This is a genomic window from Burkholderia sp. YHN3-13 (assembly GCF_055810675.1).
This window is the reverse complement of record NZ_JBVVNQ010000009.1, coordinates 67,904-84,641: the sequence shown is the minus strand read 5'-3', so window position 1 is coordinate 84,641 and position 16,738 is coordinate 67,904. Positions and strand designations below refer to the sequence as shown.

Below are 16,738 nucleotides of genomic sequence, written 5' to 3'. Positions count from 1 at the left end.
CCTCTTTAGGGCCCGGCGACGAGTGCGGCGAATTATAGCTGGAACCGGTTCCATTGCTACAGGGTTCGATGCAATTCAATGCATCGAAAATCGCAACAATTGAAAAATCTGAAAACCGGAATGCGCAAGGATGCGCGCGATCGCAGGTGGATGAAGGGGGCAGGCAGGCGTTCGTTGCCTGGAGGACCTACCCGGAGAGCTGCCTCTTTCCAGTCACGCGGCACCACGCGACGGCGTCGGAGCGCGCCGTGCTCTGGTAGCCTCCTCCGCTCATGAACACCCGGAAAAACAAATCGCTGGCGCCCGATTCGACCAGCATCAGCAAATATCTGAGCTACCTGCTACGCCACGAGCCGCAGGCGATCGGCCTGCAACTCGATGCGCAAGGCTGGGCCGATATCGGTCGGTTGATTGCCGGCGCCGCCCGTCACGGACACCGGCTCGATCGCGCGACGATCGAAAGCGTCTGTGCAACCAGCGACAAGCAGCGCTTCGCGCTTTCCGACGACGGTCAGCGCATTCGCGCGGTGCAGGGCCATTCGACGCCCGTCGTGCAACGGCGTTATCCGGCCGCGCAGCCGCCCGAGCGCCTCTATCACGGCACGGCGACGCGCTTCCTCGATTCGATTCGTGCGCAAGGACTGAAACCCGGCGCCCGGCATCACGTGCACCTGTCGGCCGACATCGGGACGGCACGGGCGGTTGGCGCGCGCTACGGCGTGCCGGTGATTCTCGAGGTCGACGCGCAGCGCATGCACCGGCAGGGCCGCACGTTCTTCATTGCCGAAAACGGCGTCTGGCTGACCGACGCCGTGCCGGCCGAATGCCTTGCGCCGATCGATGCGCCCGCGGGTTGAACCGCCCGCCGCTCACCGCGTCCAGAACATCGACGCAATGGACAGCGCCAGCGCCGCGCACAGCGGCGAGTAATACAGCGAGTCCATCCGTGCGAAACGCGACCCGCGAATGCGCTTGAAGAAGCCGACGTAGCGGAAATCGCCGACGGCGCGCACCGCGAAGATCAGTGCGAGCGCAACGACCGCGAACGCGATCGTGCCGGGATACGCGTTACGCCCCAGCCAGCCGGCACGCGCGGCCACCACGCATGCGCCGCCCAGCAGCGCCGCCGCGACGGCAAGCGTGCCGATCGCGGTCGGCCGCAGCAGCGGCACGCCATCCAGTTCCGGAATCGCCGCACGCTTGCCGCGCCGCCCGCCCAACGCCCAGTAGACGTGTACGAGCGCGATCGCGCAAAGCGTCGGCACGCTGAAATACGCGCCGGTCATGTCGTTCGTGTCCTTGTCTCGTTGTTCTGCCGGAAGGGTTCCGGCGCGCGGCCCCGGCCCGCGCCACGCATGACGATACCGAAACCCGGCGACGCGTGCATTGCGACCTGCGGTCGCAACCCGTGGCAGCACGTGGTGCGATGCAGTGCGCGTGCCGGTCGCCCGGGCCGGCCGCTTGACTTCCCTTCGCGCGCTACTACCCTGTTATTCCAGTACCGCGGTCGGCACGCCGCAGCATCGTACCGACCGCACGACAACGATAATGAAGGCCATGGAGGCGACTCATGCTGATCGGTGTGCCGAAGGAGATCAAGAACCACGAATATCGCGTCGGCCTCACGCCGGCCGGCGCGCACGAACTCACGCGGCACGGCCATCGCGTGCTCGTGCAGCGCGGCGCGGGCACCGCGATCGGCCTGCTCGACGACGACTACACCGCCGCCGGCGCATCGCTCTGCGACGGCGCCGACGAAGTCTTCGCGCGCGCCGACATGATCATCAAGGTCAAGGAGCCGCAGCCGGCCGAATGCGCGATGCTGCGACGCGGCCAGATCCTCTACGCGTACCTGCATCTCGCGCCCGATCCCGACCAGGCGGCCGCGCTCGTGAAATCCGGCGCGGTCTGCATCGCGTACGAAACCGTGACGGGCCCCGGCGGCGGCCTGCCGCTGCTCGCGCCGATGAGCGAGGTGGCCGGACGCATGTCGATCCAGGTCGCGGCAACCCACCTCGAAAGCCCGCGCGGCGGCCGCGGCCTGCTGATGGCCGGCGTGCCCGGCGTGCCGGCCGCGCACGTCGTCGTGCTCGGCGCGGGTGTCGTGGGCACCGGCGCGCTGCAGATGGCGGTCGGCCTCGGCGCACGCGTCACCGTGCTCGACAACAACGTCAACCGGTTGCGCCAGCTCGACCTCGTGTTCGCCAACCGGATTTCGACCGTCTGCTCGAACGCGCATACGGTCGACGCAGCCGTGCGCGACGCCGACGTCGTGATCGGTGCGGTGCTCGTGCCGGGCGCATCGGCGCCGCGCCTCGTCACGCGCGACATGATCGCGACGATGCGCAAGGGTGCCGTCGTCGTCGACGTCGCGATCGACCAGGGCGGCTGCTTCGAGACCTCGCATGCGACGACGCATGCCGACCCGACCTTCGTCGTCGACGGCGTCGTGCACTACTGCGTCGCGAACATGCCCGGCGCGGTCGCGCGCACGTCGACCTTCGCGCTGAACAACGCGACGCTCGGGCATGCGCTCGCGCTCGCCGACAAGGGCTGGAAGCAGGCGATGACCGACGATCCGCATCTGCGCGCGGGCCTGAACGTCTGCGACGGGCACATCACGTACGAAGCGGTCGCGCTGGCGCTCGGCCTGCCCTATGTACCGGCGACCGGCATGCTCGCGTGACCGTGCCGGAATGACATGAACGCACGGCGGGCAGCATGCGTTGCCGCCCGCGTTCATCCCCCCTTCGACCGGCTCCGCTTCGTCCCGCCGCCCTCGCCCATCGTCCGTGCCAGCAGCGGCCGCAGTTGCGCGAGCGTGCACGTGTTCAGCACATCCCGCCGCGTGAGCCAGCCGCGTCGCGCCTGATCGATGCCGTACGCGAGATTGTCGAATTCGTCCGTGCCGTACGCATCGGAACCGATCGCGACCCGCACGCCGGCCCGCGCGGCCTCGCGGCACCAGATGTCGGGCAAATCGAGCCGCCGCGGCTGTGCATCGAGTTCGACGAAGCAGCCGCGCGCCGCGGCCTGGGCAATCACGCGCGGCACGTCGAGTTCGACTGCCTCGCGTTCGCCGAGCATGCGGCCGGTCGGGTGCGCGAGAATCGTGAAATGCGGGTGGTCCATCGCGCGCAGCAGGCGATCGGTCTGTGCCTGGCGCGGCAAGTCGAAGTGATCGCGGACGGCTCCGACCACGAGATCGAGCCGGCCGAGCATCGCGTCGGGCACATCGAGGCTGCCGTCCTCGCGAATACCGGCCTCCACGCCCCTGAGCAGCACGAAATCGTCGAACGACGCATTGATGCGATCGATCTCGTCCAGCTGTCGCGCAAGCCACTCGAAGTCGTGGCGGCCGCCGTCGGCAGGCGGGGCGCGATCGGTGATCGCCAGATAAGCGAGCCCGCGCGCACGGGCCGCGTCGGCCATCGCGCGCAGGCCGTCGCGGCCGCCCGACGCGTCGGTATGCGCATGCAGGTCGCCGTGGAGATGCCTGCGTTCGACCAGGGCCGGCAGCGTGCCGGCGCGCGACGCATCGATCTCGCCGCGATCCTCGCGCAGCTCGGGCGGCACCTCGTGCAACCCGATGGCGGCATAGACCGAGGCCTCCGTGTCGCCGGCAATCCGCTCGTCGCCGCGAAACACGCCGTATTCGTTGATCTTCAGCCCGCCGGCCTGCGCGATCCTGCGCAGCGCAATATTGTGCGCCTTCGATCCGGTGAAGTAGACGAGCGCCGCGCCGAACGCATCGGCATCGACCACGCGCAGGTCGACCTGCAAACCGTTGGCGAGTACGACGCTCGACTTCGTCTTGCCGTGCGCGAGCACACGCGCCACATCGCCGTGGCCGACGAACGCATCGGCGACGGCGGCCGAGTCGCGTGCGGTGACGAGGATGTCGAGATCGCCGACGGTTTCGCGGCGACGACGAAAACTGCCGGCCGGCACGGCCTTGCCGACGCCCGCGACCGCGCGCAGGCGGTCGAGCAACGGCATCAGCGACCGCGCGGCGTCGGGCAGCAGGAAGCGTTGCGGCTCGCGCTGCAGGCGATCGTCGATCGCTTCGAGCAGATGGGCTTCGGTTTTCGCGCCGAAGCCCGGCAGCTCGCGCACGTGACCGTTTTTCGCTTCGGCACGCAACTGTTCGAGCGAATCGACGTGCAGCGCATCATGCAGCGCCTTCACGCGTTTCGCGCCCAGCCCCGGCACGTCGAGCAACTCGACGATCGCACCCGGCAACGCATGGCGCAGCGTTTGCTGCAGCTCGCAGGTGCCGGTCGCGGCGATCTCGCGCAGCTTCGACGCAAGATCCGGACCGATCGACGGAATCTTGCCGAGATCGTCGCCGTTCGCGATCATCGTCGGAATATCGCGACCGTAGTCGGCAATCGTCCGTGCGGCGTTGCGGTAGGCCCGCACGCGAAACGGATTGGCGCCCTGGATCTCGAGCATGTCGGCGATCTCGGCGAATACGGCCGCGCACTCGGCATTGTGGATCGGCATGATCGGCGTGGCTCCCTTCCACGTGGATGGCGCCGCGTACTGGCGCCACGGCGCCTGCCCGCCCGTCGGCATCGCAGGTCGACGCCACCGGGCGCCCGTCCTTCATCGTACGCCCGCTGCGCATCGCGTGCAGCGCCGTTGCGGCCGCGACGTCAGAGGGAAGCGCGCGGGGTCGTCGCGTAGTGCCGCTCGTAGATCGACTGGCAATGCGTGCAGCGCTCGGCGGCCGGGCGCGCCAGCAGCCGCTCGTAGCCCACCGCGCCGTCGCAATCGATGCATTCGCCGTAGCTGCCGTCGCGCATCCGCTGCAGGGCGCGGCCGATCGCGCGCAGTTCGGTCAGTCTCATGCCGATCAATGCGTGATCGACGTCGACGAACAGGTCCGCGTTCGCCTCGTCGCCCTCGTCCGGCGCCGCGCCGGCAAGGTCCGCGTAGGATTCCGACGCGCGCTGGTCCTCGCTCGCGCGGATCTCCGCACGCAGCGCCTGCTCGCTCTCGTTCAGCCGCTGTTTCAGCGTCTGCCGTTGTTGTGGGTCGAGCGACATGGCCGTCTCTCCTGTTCCGGGTTCCGCGCGAAAGCGTACGGCGCGCGGTGTCGCGCCGGTGCGCGGCGAAACTGCGTGACCGCCGTCGCCGCGCGTCCGGATACGCGCCCGGCAGCACGAAGCGCCGGACGCATTCGACGCAGGATAAACCCATTGAACACGCGTGTGTTGACCGGAATCAGCAGGCCGTCCGCACGCCCGAAAATCGGGGACGGATATGAAACGCGGCCTCGCCGGATTCGTCCGACGCAGACGCCGCCGGGATCGACCCAGCCGTTGCGTCGGACCGCGTCACCGCCCGTCAGGTATCGGCACGGACGATATCGAGCAACGCGCGCGCCGAGCGCTGCCAGCTGTACCGCCGCGCATGCTCGCGGCCCGTCGTGCGCAGCCGCGCCCGCAGTTCGGGATCGTCCATCACGCGAGCGATTGCGGCGGCGATGTCCGGCGGCGAATAGGCATCGCAGAACAGCGCCGCGCCGCCGCAGACTTCCGGCAGCGAGCCCTCGTGAGACACGATGACGGGGCAACCGCACCGCATCGCCTCGAGCGGCGGCAAGCCAAATCCTTCGTACAACGATGGGAAAACGAAGCATCCGGCGTGCTCGTACAGCGCTTTCAGTTCGCCATCGGTCACGTAACCGGCCCACGTGACGTAGGGATCGTCCTCGCGCAGGCCTGCCTCCCGTACCCCGAATATCTTCGCATTGGCACCGCCCGCGATCACGAAGCGCAACGTCGGGTGCGACGCCCGCATCAACGCGATCGCGGCCAGTGCGCGCACGAGATTCTTTCCCGGCGCGAGCGACCCGACGAACAGCACATAGCCGTCCGTCTCGAGATTCAGGCGCGACAGCACGCCCGGATCGGCGTCGATCCGGTCGATGTGATCGACCGCGCCCGGTACGACGGACAGGCGCGCCGGCGGTACCCCGAGCCGGGCGGCCAGCCGTGCCCGCGAAAAATGCGACACCGTCACGATATGACGCGCGCGCCGCTTCAGGATCGAGAACGCGAAGCGGTACCACAGACGGAATGCGAGCGAATAACCGGCCGGCAGATCGAAGACCGCCGCATCGTGAATCATCAGCAGCTGATCGCGCTTCACCAGCGGGCCGATGTTGCACAGGCTCAACAGGGTTCGTCCGCGCGTCGTGCGCGGCAGCGTCCATTGCTCCCACAGCGCGCCGTGCCGGCGCCCGACGGTCTGCGGCCGTGCGCCGGCCGGCATGGCCGCCGGATCGTGATCGACCGGCACGACGAGCGACGGTTCGTCACCGGCATTCGCGAGGCGCGCGAGTTCGGCCGTCAGTTCGTAGGCCACGCGCTGAACGCCGGTCATGCGCTGCGCCGTGAATTTTCCGTTGATTGCGAGGCGCCGCAACCGCGCGGTTTGCGCGGCGGCGCCGACGCCCCGTTCCGCGCGCGCTTCCTGCAGTACCGGTGCGCTGCGCTCCCGAATCGACGTTGACATGATCGTGACTGTTCCGATGGCTGCGGCACGATGAGGCGCCGCCGGACACCCCGCTGAGCGGAATGCTGCTGTGCCGTCAGTGTGTCCGCCGCCGCCGATCCGGTCGGTACGTTCGACCGCACAACGCCCGGCTTTCCGGACGATTCGCCATCCTCAGAAAGCGTTGCGGCCGATGAAGCCGCGCACGACCGTCAACAGGATGATCTTCATGTCGAACCAGAAGCTCCAGTTCTGCATGTAGAAAAGATCGAATTTCACGCGCGCCGCCATCGCCTCGACCTTGCGCGTCTCGCCGCGATAGCCGTTCACCTGCGCCCATCCGGTGATGCCCGGACGCACGCGATAGCGGTACATGTAGCAGTCGATCAGTTGCCGATAGAGGTCGTCGTGTTCGATCGCGTGCGGGCGCGGCCCGACGACCGACATCTGCCCGAACAGCACGTTGAAGAACTGCGGCAGCTCGTCGAGCGACGTGCGCCGCAGGAATGCGCCGACGCGCGTGATGCGCGCGTCGTTGCGCGAGGCCTGCCGCAAGACGCCCGGCTGCGCGCGATGCACACGCATCGTCCGGAACTTCAGGATGTCGAACTCGCGGCCGTCCACGCCCTTGCGGCGCTGCCTGAACAGCACGGGCCCCGGCGACGACAGCTTGACCGCGATCGCCAGGATCGACAGCAGCGGCAGCAACGGAATCAGCACGCCGAATGCGAACAGCCGGTCGAACGCGAACTTCGCCCACAGCTCCGGCGCCGAGCTCGGCGTGGTCGCGAGATTGATCGCCGGCATGCCGAGCACGTCGGTCGCGGAGCGATCGACGACCGCCATCTGCCGCACATCGGGCAGCAGCCGCAGCTCGACGAACTCGTCGCGCAACTCGCGCACGATGCGCTGGATCCGCCATTCGTGCGACATCGGCAACGTGAGCCACACTTCGTCGATCTCGCCGTTGCGGATCATGTCGCGCAGCGTGGCCCAGTCGTCGATCACCGGCACGCCGCCGATGCCGTTCGCGGCGGCCGGTGCGTCGTCATCGAAGACGCATGCCGCCACGAACGGGCCGTTCGGCGCGAGCTGCATCCGCTCGACCGCCACGCGCCCGTATGCCGTTGCGCCGACCACGGCGACACGGCGTTGCCGCGCACGCGGGTCGTTGCGTGTCAGCACGACGGCCAGCAGCGCGGCGCGGCCGAGCAGCAACGCCGCGTCGCCGGCCAGCACCGTGTGCACGAGCCAGCGTGTCGTGACGGTGCCGCCTCGATTCATGATCCACATCGCGGCGGCCACCGTCAGCACGCTCGCGCAGACGACCGCCACCATCGTCTGGGTCAGCACGTGCGCGCCGCCCCGCACCGCCACGCCGCCACGCACGGCGCGCAGGTAGCGCGGCAGCAGCGCCACCGTCAGCACGCACAGCAGCGCGATCGCACCGCGCTGCGCATCGGACAACTCACGCCATGCGAGGCCGGACGCGGCCTGCGCCGCAAGCGCCCCCGCCAGCACGAGCACGACATCGAGCGCCGCGATCGCGGCACGCCGCATCGCATTCGTTCCACCGGACGTCGACTGCATCGTCATGCACCATGTGCCGGGAATCCGCGATGCACCTCCGGCAGGCGCGGGCGAACCGGCGCCGGCCTCGCATTCCCGCGCGCCCCGAGCAACCGGCGATAGTCGGCGCGAATCAGGTCGTAGCATTCGCACGCATGGTGTTCGAGACCGTCGCGGTCGAGCACCGTGATGCGGCCGCGGCGCTGCCGGATCAATCCGGCTTCCTGCAGGTTGCCGGCGGCCTCCGTCACGCCTTCGCGCCGCACGCCGAGCATGTTCGCGATCGTCTGCTGCGTGACGGCCAGCTCGTCGCCGTCGATGCGATCGTGCGCGAGCAGCAGCCAGCGGCTCAACTGCTCGCTGACCGAGTGATGACGGTTGCACAGCGCGCTGCGCGAGATCTGCGCCATCGTCGCCTGGCAGTAGTTGAGCAGCAGCCGGTACGTCTGCGGCGATCGCTCGAATTCGGCACGCATCACGCAACTCGGCACGCGATACGCCATCCCGCCGATGCGCACCTCGACCCGGTTCGACGCCGCGATGCCGCCCACCAGCGTCCCGAGGCCGACCACGCCTTCACGGCCGACCACCGCCACCTCGACCATCGCGCCGTCCTCCATCAGGTGCTGCACCGACATCATCGCCGTCGTCGGAAAATACAGATGACGCATCGGCTCGCCGACCCGGTCGAGCATGCCGGCCTTGATCCGGACCAGTTCGAGATGCGGTGCGATAGTGCGGATGCTGTCCTCCGGGAGTGCATCGAGGATGGCGTTCGCCGTGTAGCTCGAGTGAAGATGAAGCATGTCTGTATCCCTTTATTGTCCGCACCGCCTGCAGCCGCGTGCACGGAACTCGTTATCGCAATGCGCGTCCGGACGTTGACAACGGTTGCGGCCCACAACCCTGATTCCGACCGACCATCGACTTGTTACCGCCGAATTGAGTCGGCCGCCCCGTTTCGACACGCGAATTCGAATAAGCGATTTACGTGCCAATAGCCGCCCATCCTTAATATATGAATCACACTCGATTTGGATCGCCCGAATATTCGGCCTCGCACCATAAAAAGCGTCTCATTTCCGGACACTCTTCCGGCGACGGACACCGCAATTGATTTGACTGAACAATTCTTCTGCATCGAGCCGGGGCAAACGGATCGGGGCCGCGAAGCTTGTCGTTCAAACACTTACAGCCGATTTTCAATTGTTTCCGTGATGTTCAGGACCACGCTTCCCGATGTCGCCGTGCTTCACACGTTCGTTTGAAACTGTCTCAAATTTGAATCGGCATACGCATTCCCCGTTCTGTAACCTGTCGCACACATCGCATGCAAGCCATTGATCCTGATGGACATTCAGGCAGACCCCGTTTATTTGTCAAATAATGTTCAACGTGCGCCCGATGATTTTCACGTACGATGCACACCGTCATCCGATTGATTCCCGAACAAGATCGAATGACGGACCCGCTCGGCATTCCATTTCCGGATGATTAATTCGACGGAAATGAACCATTAAATCCGCATGACGTTTGCACTCGACCAAAATCGTCAAACTTTGCAAGATGACGTAATGTGCAATTGATCGATTTCAATCGCGTGCTAGCCTTTTCGCAGCATCGTCATTCGATTTTCGATGAACACAAATTCGCACGATCGTGCTGAATCCCGTTTTCACGGGACCGCCACGACGACGCGAGATCGCCACCCTACGAGGATGTGCCGTGACTCTCCAGGCCAACGACGCCGTCGCCTATGCGAACGGCATGATCGAGCTTTCCCACAGCTTCGATGCCAACCGGTTTCTCGCGGCCATCGACCGCGACGAACTCGCCACGCTGGCACCCCACCTGCAGCTCGTTCACCTGAAATCGGGGCAAGTGCTGTGCGAACCCGGTGAAACGCTCACCGCGGTGTACCTGCCGGTCACGACGGCGATCTCGCTGCAGTACGTGTCGTCCGGCGGCATGACGCTGGAGGTGGCGGAGATCGGCAGCGAGAGCGTGGTCTGCGACGACGTGATCGGCGGCAGCGGCCGGATGCCCTGCCGTGCGGTGGCCTGCCGCGACGGCTTCGTCTACCGGCTCGACCGGCGCGTATTCGCCGCCGCGTTCGACGCATCGCCGGTGATCCGCCATCTCGTGTTCGTCTGCGTGCGTCTGCTGATGGCGCAGGTGTCGCAGATCACGTTCTGCAGCCGGCATCACGTGCTGAAACATCAGCTATGCAGATGGTTCCTGCTCGCGTACGACCGCACGCGCAGCATCGAGATCCAGGTGACTCACAGCATGCTCGCGCAGATGCTCGGCGTGCGGCGCGAAACGGTCACGGATGCCGCCGGCGAAATCCAGAAGCTCGGCCTGATCCGGCAATACCGCAGCTCGATCGAGCTTGCCGACCTCGACGGCCTCGAAAGGATGTCGTGTGGCTGCCGCGCGATCGTGCGCGACGAAATGAAGCGCATTCTGTCGGCCGACTCGGGCGTGCCGGCCGCATCGCGCGCGTGATCGACGGACCGGCCCGGCACCGCGAGCACGCCGGGTCAGCCGATTGTAGGGTGGCGAACAGAACGCCGTGCCTGCCAATGGTCTACTGATGCCGGACTGCCGGGGGGACGTCAGCGCACATCGCGCGTCTGCCCGAGCGGACGACACCACGCACGCCGGAGCAGCACGTGAAAAACGAAATCAGAACCATCCTCAAGCACGTCGCCCACCTCGAAGCCGCGATCGATTCGATCGGCGACGGGGACGACCTCTACGAAGCGGGCCTCTCCTCGCTCGACACGATCCAGCTGATGCTCGCGATCGAGAAGCAGTTCAACATCGAGATTCCCGACGAGATGCTGAACCGCAACCTGTTCCGCAGCATCGACGCACTCGCGGACACGATCGCCACCCTGCAACGCACCGAGCATTCCGCATGAGCGCGCCGCTTCCCGAACTCGCGGCCGACAGCGAATCGCATCGGCTCGACGAGGCCGCGCACGCCGTCGCACAGATCGCCGCGCAGCACGCGGATGCGGTCGATCGCGACGCGCGCTGCCCCGTCGAGGCGATCGAGGCAATGCGCGCGCGCCGGCTGCTCGGCGCGATGGTGCCGACCCATCTCGGCGGTGCGGGCGCGTCGCTGGAAGATATCGCGTCGGCCTGCTCGATCCTCGGCCAGGCCTGCGCGTCGTCGGCGATGGTGTTCGCGATGCACCAGATCCAGGTCGCCTGCATCGTCGACCATGCTGCCGACCAGGGCTGGCACAAGCTGTTCCTGCAACAGCTCGTGCGCCACCAGTGGCTGCTCGCGTCGGCGACGTCGGAAGACGGCGTCGGCGGCAACCTGCGGGCGAGCCAGTGCGCGCTCGAAACCGACGGCGGCGGGTTCCGGCTGCACAAATCCGCGCCGACGATCTCGTACGGCGACTATGCGGACGGCATCCTCGCGACCGCACGCCGCGACGCCGACGCCCCGGCCTCCGAGCAGGTGCTCGTCACGCTGCTGCGCGACGGCTATACGCTCACGCGCCGCGGCGAATGGGACACGCTCGGGATGCGCGGCACCTGCAGCAACGGCTTCGTGCTCGATGCGCAAGGCGCCGCCGTCCAGTGCCTGCCGGTCCCGTTCACGAAGATCGCCGAAGAAACGATGGTGCCGGTGTCGCACATCCTGTGGGCCGCCGTCTGGATCGGCGTGGCCGGCGACGCGTTCCATCGCGCGCACCAGTTCTTCCGCGCACAGGCGCGCCAGACCGACGGCGCGCCGTCGCCCGCGGCGCGGCGCATCGCCGAATCGCTCGCGCTGATGCAGGCGATGCAGGCCCGTGTCGACGCCGTGCTGCGCCTCCACGCGAACGCGTCGACCAGCTCGTGGTCGGCCAGCATGGCCCGGGCCGCCGAGATCAACACGCTGAAGACCTACGTGTCGACGACCGCGCTCGAAGTCGCGCACCAGGCGATGATGATCTGCGGGATGGCCGGCTACAAGCAAGGCACGCCGTTCAGCATCGGCCGTCACATTCGCGACCTGCTCGCGGCGCCGCTGATGATCAGCAACGACCGCATTGCCGTCAACACTGCGAGCCTGCTGCTCGCGCTGCGTCCTGCGACGCTGGAGAAACATACGTGAACGATCGCCTCGCCGTGCCCTCCGCCGCCTCCACTCCCGCCGACGCGCCGCTCGACCGCGCGGGCGTCAACCCGCTGCGCGACGAACTGATCGACGCGGGCCTGCTGGTCTCGACCGGCATCCAGGGCCTGTTCGGCCGCAGCGAACGATTCGAGCGCGTCGTCGAAGCGCTCGACGCATTCGTCACGCGCGTCGGCGCCGACCAGCAAGCCGAAGTGCTGCGCTTCCCGCCGGCGATGAGCCGCATCGAGTTCGAGCGCAGCGAATACATGAAGAGCTTCCCGCAGCTGGCCGGCAGCGTGCACGCGTTCTGCGGCGACGAACACCAGCACCAGCGCGTGCTGCAGTGCCTCGATCGCGGCGACGACTGGACCGAAAGCCAGAAGCCGACCTACGTCGTGATGACGCCGGCCGCGTGCTACCCGGTCTATCCGGTCGTCGCGCGCGCGGGGGCGCTGCCCGCCGACGGCCGGATCGTCGACGTGTTCTCGTACTGCTTCCGGCACGAGCCGTCGCTCGACCCGACCCGCATGCAGCTGTTCCGGATGCGCGAGTACGTGCGCATCGGCACGCCCGAACAGATCGTCGCGTTCCGCGAAACGTGGATCGAGCGCGGCACGCGGATGATCGAGGCGCTGCGCCTGCCGAATGCGATCGATCTCGCCAACGATCCGTTCTTCGGCCGGGGCGGCAAGATCGTCGCGAACAGCCAGCGCGAGCAGAACCTGAAGTTCGAGCTGCTGATCCCGATCGAGCACGACGACCGTCAGACCGCGTGCCTGAGCTTCAACTACCACATGGACCATTTCGGCCTGCTGTGGAACATCCGCACCGCAACGGACGACGTCGCGCACACGGGCTGCGTCGGCTTCGGCCTCGAACGGCTCACGCTCGCGCTGTTCCGCCACCACGGCTTCGACATCGACGCATGGCCGGTCGAGGTGCGCGACGTACTGTGGGGCGCGCGATGAGGTTCGTCTCCCGCGACGGCGAAGACGCGTCGTTCGAGGACGTGCGCCACCGCGCACGCCACTACCGGCCGCACCCGCTGCACAGTCAGGAGATGGTCTGGAAGCAGACCAACTGCTACGTCGACATGTGGCTCGAGGTGCTCCGGTGGTGGGGCCTGAATCCGTACGCGGCGCTGCCGTTTACGATCGCGCTCGATTTCGAGGGCGACCAGTTCACGTTCTTCAAGTTTCCGCACGACGAACTGGAGCGGCTCTACGGGATCGTCGTGCAGGAACATTCGATCTACGAACCGCTCGACCAGCACATCGAGACCCAGGTCGCGCGCGGGCACCTGATGATCGTCGAGGTCGACGCGTGGTTCCTGCCCGACACGCGCGGCAGCAGCTATCGCACACAACACACGAAGACGACGATCGGCATCGACGCCATCGACCGCGTGAAGCACCAGATCGGCTATTTCCACAATAGCGGTTACTACGTGGCCGAGGATTTCGACTACAACGGGCTCGTCGGCGGCAGTTCGCCGATGACGCTGCCGCCGTACGTCGAATGCGCGAAACGGCGGTTTACGCCGCTCGACGAGCGCGCGCTCTGCGACGCATCGCTCGCCGCGCTGCAGCGTCACCTGCGGCGCCTGCCGGTCGTCAATCCGATCGCCGCCTTCCGGCGGCAGTTGCAGACCGATGCACGGACCCTCGCCGATGCACCGCTCGAGCACTTCCACGCATACTCGTTCAATTCGGTGCGGCAGCTCGGCGCAAACTTCGAACTGTTCGGCCACTACGCACGCTGGCTGCAGGCCAGCGGCTGCGTCGGGCCGTTCGCCGAGATCCGCGCCGCGTGCGATCGCATCGCGTCGGAAGCGATGGTGCTGGAATTCCGGCTTGCGCGCGCCTGCGCGCGCGGCAAGGAAGAACGCGGCGACTCGACGCTCGAGGCGATCGAGGCCGCGTATGCCGACCTCGTCGCCTGCGCGCGGCAGATCGGCGCGCCGCTGCGACATGTCGCGCCCGTGCGCAGCGACGCGGCGCCCGTGCCGGTCATGCGGTGACGCGCGCGCGAGCCCTGCCCGCGTGGTCGATGCTCGCGACGGCCGCGGGCGCCGTGCGGGAACCGTGCGACCTTCCGGCGGATGACGCCGGCTGGATCGCGGCGCCCGTGCCCGGCACGGTCGCGCAGGCGCTCACGCTGGCCGGCCGGGTCGACGATGCGCGCTCGCTCGACGAGCGCGACCACTGGTACCGGATCGAGCTGCGCGGGCACGGGCCGCGCGTGCTGCGCTTCCACGGCCTCGCGACGCTCGCGCAGGCCTGGCTCGACGACACGCCGATCCTCCGCTCCGACAGCATGTTCGTCACGCACGACGTACCCGTGTCGCTCGACGGCACGCACCGGCTGACGCTCTGCTTTCGCGCGCTCGCGCCGCGGCTGCGCGACGCGCGCGCGCCGCGCCGGGCGCGCTGGCGCACGCGGCTCGCCGAGCCGGCCGCGTTGCGCACGGTCCGCGCATCGTTGTTCGGGCACATGCCGGGCTGGTTTCCGCCGGTGGTACCGGCCGGCCCGTGGCGGCCCGTCGAGGTGCTCGATCCGGCCCACGGCCCCGTCCTGGTCGATGCGCGCCTGCAGGCGCGCATCGAAGGCGACACGGGCTGGCTCGACGCGGAACTGGCGTTCGCCGCGCCGCTGCCCGACAGCATCGCCGCGCGGCTGTCGTGCGGCGAGCATCATGCGACGCTGGAACGCACCGGCACCGACCGCCTGCGCGCCAGCGTCGCCGTGCCCAGCGTGCGTCGCTGGTGGCCGCATACGCACGGCGAACCGGCACTCTACGAGATCACGCTGCATATCGGCGACGAACGGCGGCCGCTCGGCTCGACCGGCTTCCGCACGATCGAGGTCGACGGCGGCGCCGACGGCAAGGGCTTCGGGTTGCGCATCAACGGCGTACCGGTGTTCGCGCGCGGCGCGTGCTGGAGCAGCGCCGCCCCGCTCGCGCTGCACGCGGACGACGCGGCCTACGGCCGCCTGCTCGGGCTCGCACGCGACGCCGGCTTCAACATGATCCGCGTCGGCGGCACGATGACCTATGAGGCCGACGCGTTCCACGCATGGTGCGACCGGCTCGGGCTGCTGGTCTGGCAGGACTTCATGTTCGCGAACTTCGACTACGCGCTCGACGATCCCGCGTTCGCGGACAACGTCGATCGCGAGGCGGATCAGTTTCTCGCGCGCCGCGGCGCTTCGCCGTCGCTGGCGGTGCTGTGCGGCGGCAGCGAGATCGCACAACAGGCCGCGATGTCGGGACTCGCGCCGAAGCAGCGCTTCCTCGAGCTGACGGCCGAGCGGCTGGCCGGCCATGCGGCCGCACGCCGCCCCGACGTCCCGTACGTGCCCGATTCGCCCGACGGCGGCGTGCTGCCGTTCACGCCGCGCGAACGCGTGTCGCACTACTACGGCGTCGGCGCGTACCTGCGCCCGCTCGACGACGCGCGCCGCGCCGACGTGCGCTTCGCGAGCGAATGCCTCGCGTTCGCGAACGTGCCGTGCGATGCGACGCTCGCGGAGCTCGGCTGGCCCGGCGTGCACGAGCCGCGCTGGAAGACGGCCGTGCCGCGCGACCCCGGCACGTCGTGGGATTTCGAGGATGTCCGCGACCACTATCTGCGGACGCTGTACGACGTCGCGCCCGACCGGCTGCGGCGCGAGGATCCGGCCCGCTACTTCGAGCTGTCGCGCGCGGTGATCGCCGACCTGATGCGCGAAACGTTCTCGGAGTGGCGGCGCACCGGCTCGCGCTGCGCCGGCGCGCTCGTGTGGCAGTTCCAGGACGTGATGCCCGGAGCAGGATGGGGGGTGATCGACGCCGCGCACCGGCCGAAATCGGCGTGGTATGCGCTGCGGCAGGTGCTGCAGCCAGTCCAGGTGCTGCTCGTCGACGAAGGCTTGAACGGGCTCGACGTGCATGTGGTCAACGAGCACCCGGCGCCGCTGTCGGCGGCGATCGAGCTGGTCGCGCTGCGCGACGGCCGCACGCCGGTCGCGCGGGCCGGCTGCCCGGTGCGGATCGCCGCGCACGACGCGATGCGGATCGGCTCGGCCGACCTGCTCGGCCGTTTCTTCGACTGGACCTATGCATACCGTTTCGGGCCCTGCGAACACGACACCGTTGTCGCGACGCTGCGCACCGACGACGGCACCCTGCTGTCGCAGGCGTTCCATTTCCCGTCCCGCACCCATCCGGCCGTACTGGCGCGCCGCGAACTCGGAATCGAGGCGTGCGTATCGCGCACCGGTGGCACGTGGCATGTCGACATCGACACGCGGCACGTCGCGCGCCACGTGCAGATCGACGCACCGGGCTTCATGCCGCGCGACGACTGGTTCCACCTCGCGCCGGGCACGCCGGCGCGCGTCGCGCTCGTTCCGCTGCAATCGGCCGGGCACAACCCGGCGAGCGACGACGTGCCGCCTGCGGTGGACATCCGTGCAGTGAATGCCGCGCGCGCGGTGCGCGCGACGCACGCCGGTTGATGCGGCGCTCGCGGCCGCCGTGTGCCGCGAGCGTGTTCCATC

14 protein-coding genes are annotated in these 16,738 nt (G+C 68.2%); 8 read left to right on the top strand and 6 right to left on the bottom strand.

All coding sequences use genetic code 11. From position 1 onward, the window contains the following. Nucleotides 1-272: 272 nt before the first annotated feature. Nucleotides 273-857 (top strand): RNA 2'-phosphotransferase, encoded by a 585-nt coding sequence (locus tag AC0KUR_RS20845; protein WP_069705309.1) that lies wholly within the window; start codon nt 273-275, stop codon nt 855-857. Nucleotides 858-869: 12 nt separating this feature from the next. Here AC0KUR_RS20845 and AC0KUR_RS20840 read toward each other — a convergent pair whose 3' ends face one another. Next, complete coding sequence (locus tag AC0KUR_RS20840; RefSeq protein ID WP_034191550.1) at nt 870-1,286, bottom strand: DUF3995 domain-containing protein; 417 nt, start codon at nt 1,284-1,286, stop codon at nt 870-872. Nucleotides 1,287-1,570: 284 nt separating this feature from the next. Between AC0KUR_RS20840 and ald the strand changes: the two genes are divergently transcribed. Then, nucleotides 1,571-2,686 (top strand): alanine dehydrogenase, encoded by a 1,116-nt coding sequence (gene ald, locus AC0KUR_RS20835; protein WP_034191551.1) that lies wholly within the window; start codon nt 1,571-1,573, stop codon nt 2,684-2,686. A 53-nt stretch (nt 2,687-2,739) separates the two neighbouring features. On the opposite strand, the gene polX is transcribed toward ald, so the two are convergent. The 5 genes from polX to AC0KUR_RS20810 form a co-directional block, all read right to left on the bottom strand. After that, nucleotides 2,740-4,506 (bottom strand): DNA polymerase/3'-5' exonuclease PolX, encoded by a 1,767-nt coding sequence (gene polX, locus AC0KUR_RS20830; RefSeq protein ID WP_473376368.1) that lies wholly within the window; start codon nt 4,504-4,506, stop codon nt 2,740-2,742. Nucleotides 4,507-4,658: 152 nt separating this feature from the next. After that, complete coding sequence (locus tag AC0KUR_RS20825) at nt 4,659-5,051, bottom strand: TraR/DksA family transcriptional regulator (RefSeq protein WP_473376367.1); 393 nt, start codon at nt 5,049-5,051, stop codon at nt 4,659-4,661. Between the two features lie 301 nt (nt 5,052-5,352). Further along, a complete protein-coding gene (locus AC0KUR_RS20820) occupies nt 5,353-6,525 on the bottom strand; it encodes a glycosyltransferase family 4 protein (protein WP_034191553.1) in 1,173 nt (390 codons plus the stop codon). Between the two features lie 153 nt (nt 6,526-6,678). Beyond that, nucleotides 6,679-8,094, bottom strand: a complete 1,416-nt coding sequence (locus AC0KUR_RS20815) for an undecaprenyl-phosphate glucose phosphotransferase (protein WP_226193906.1) — start codon at nt 8,092-8,094, stop codon at nt 6,679-6,681. A 2-nt stretch (nt 8,095-8,096) separates the two neighbouring features. After that, nucleotides 8,097-8,879, bottom strand: a complete 783-nt coding sequence (locus AC0KUR_RS20810) for a Crp/Fnr family transcriptional regulator (RefSeq protein ID WP_034191554.1) — start codon at nt 8,877-8,879, stop codon at nt 8,097-8,099. A 919-nt stretch (nt 8,880-9,798) separates the two neighbouring features. On the opposite strand from AC0KUR_RS20810, the gene AC0KUR_RS20805 reads away from it, so the two are divergent. The 6 genes from AC0KUR_RS20805 (at nt 9,799) to AC0KUR_RS20780 (ending at nt 16,696) form a co-directional block, all read left to right on the top strand. Beyond that, entirely contained in the window at nt 9,799-10,581 is a 783-nt protein-coding gene (locus tag AC0KUR_RS20805; RefSeq protein WP_473376366.1) for a Crp/Fnr family transcriptional regulator, read from the top strand. 167 nt (nt 10,582-10,748) lie between these two features. Further along, nucleotides 10,749-11,000, top strand: a complete 252-nt coding sequence (locus AC0KUR_RS20800; RefSeq protein ID WP_006490451.1) for an acyl carrier protein — start codon at nt 10,749-10,751, stop codon at nt 10,998-11,000. Next, nucleotides 10,997-12,193 (top strand): acyl-CoA dehydrogenase family protein, encoded by a 1,197-nt coding sequence (locus tag AC0KUR_RS20795; protein ID WP_473376365.1) that lies wholly within the window; start codon nt 10,997-10,999, stop codon nt 12,191-12,193. The genes AC0KUR_RS20800 and AC0KUR_RS20795 overlap by 4 nt, the downstream gene beginning before the upstream one ends. Then, nucleotides 12,190-13,164 (top strand): amino acid--[acyl-carrier-protein] ligase, encoded by a 975-nt coding sequence (locus tag AC0KUR_RS20790; protein WP_034191557.1) that lies wholly within the window; start codon nt 12,190-12,192, stop codon nt 13,162-13,164. The genes AC0KUR_RS20795 and AC0KUR_RS20790 overlap by 4 nt, the downstream gene beginning before the upstream one ends. Continuing rightward, on the top strand, nt 13,161-14,216 hold the full coding sequence (locus AC0KUR_RS20785) for a DUF1839 family protein (RefSeq protein ID WP_034191689.1): 1,056 nt from the start codon (nt 13,161-13,163) through the stop codon (nt 14,214-14,216). Before AC0KUR_RS20790 ends, AC0KUR_RS20785 begins: the two co-directional genes overlap by 4 nt. A gap of 29 nt (nt 14,217-14,245) precedes the next feature. Further along, nucleotides 14,246-16,696, top strand: coding sequence for a glycoside hydrolase family 2 protein (locus AC0KUR_RS20780; protein WP_233622837.1), 2,451 nt, complete (start codon nt 14,246-14,248; stop codon nt 16,694-16,696). The last annotated feature ends 42 nt before the right edge of the window (nt 16,697-16,738 follow it).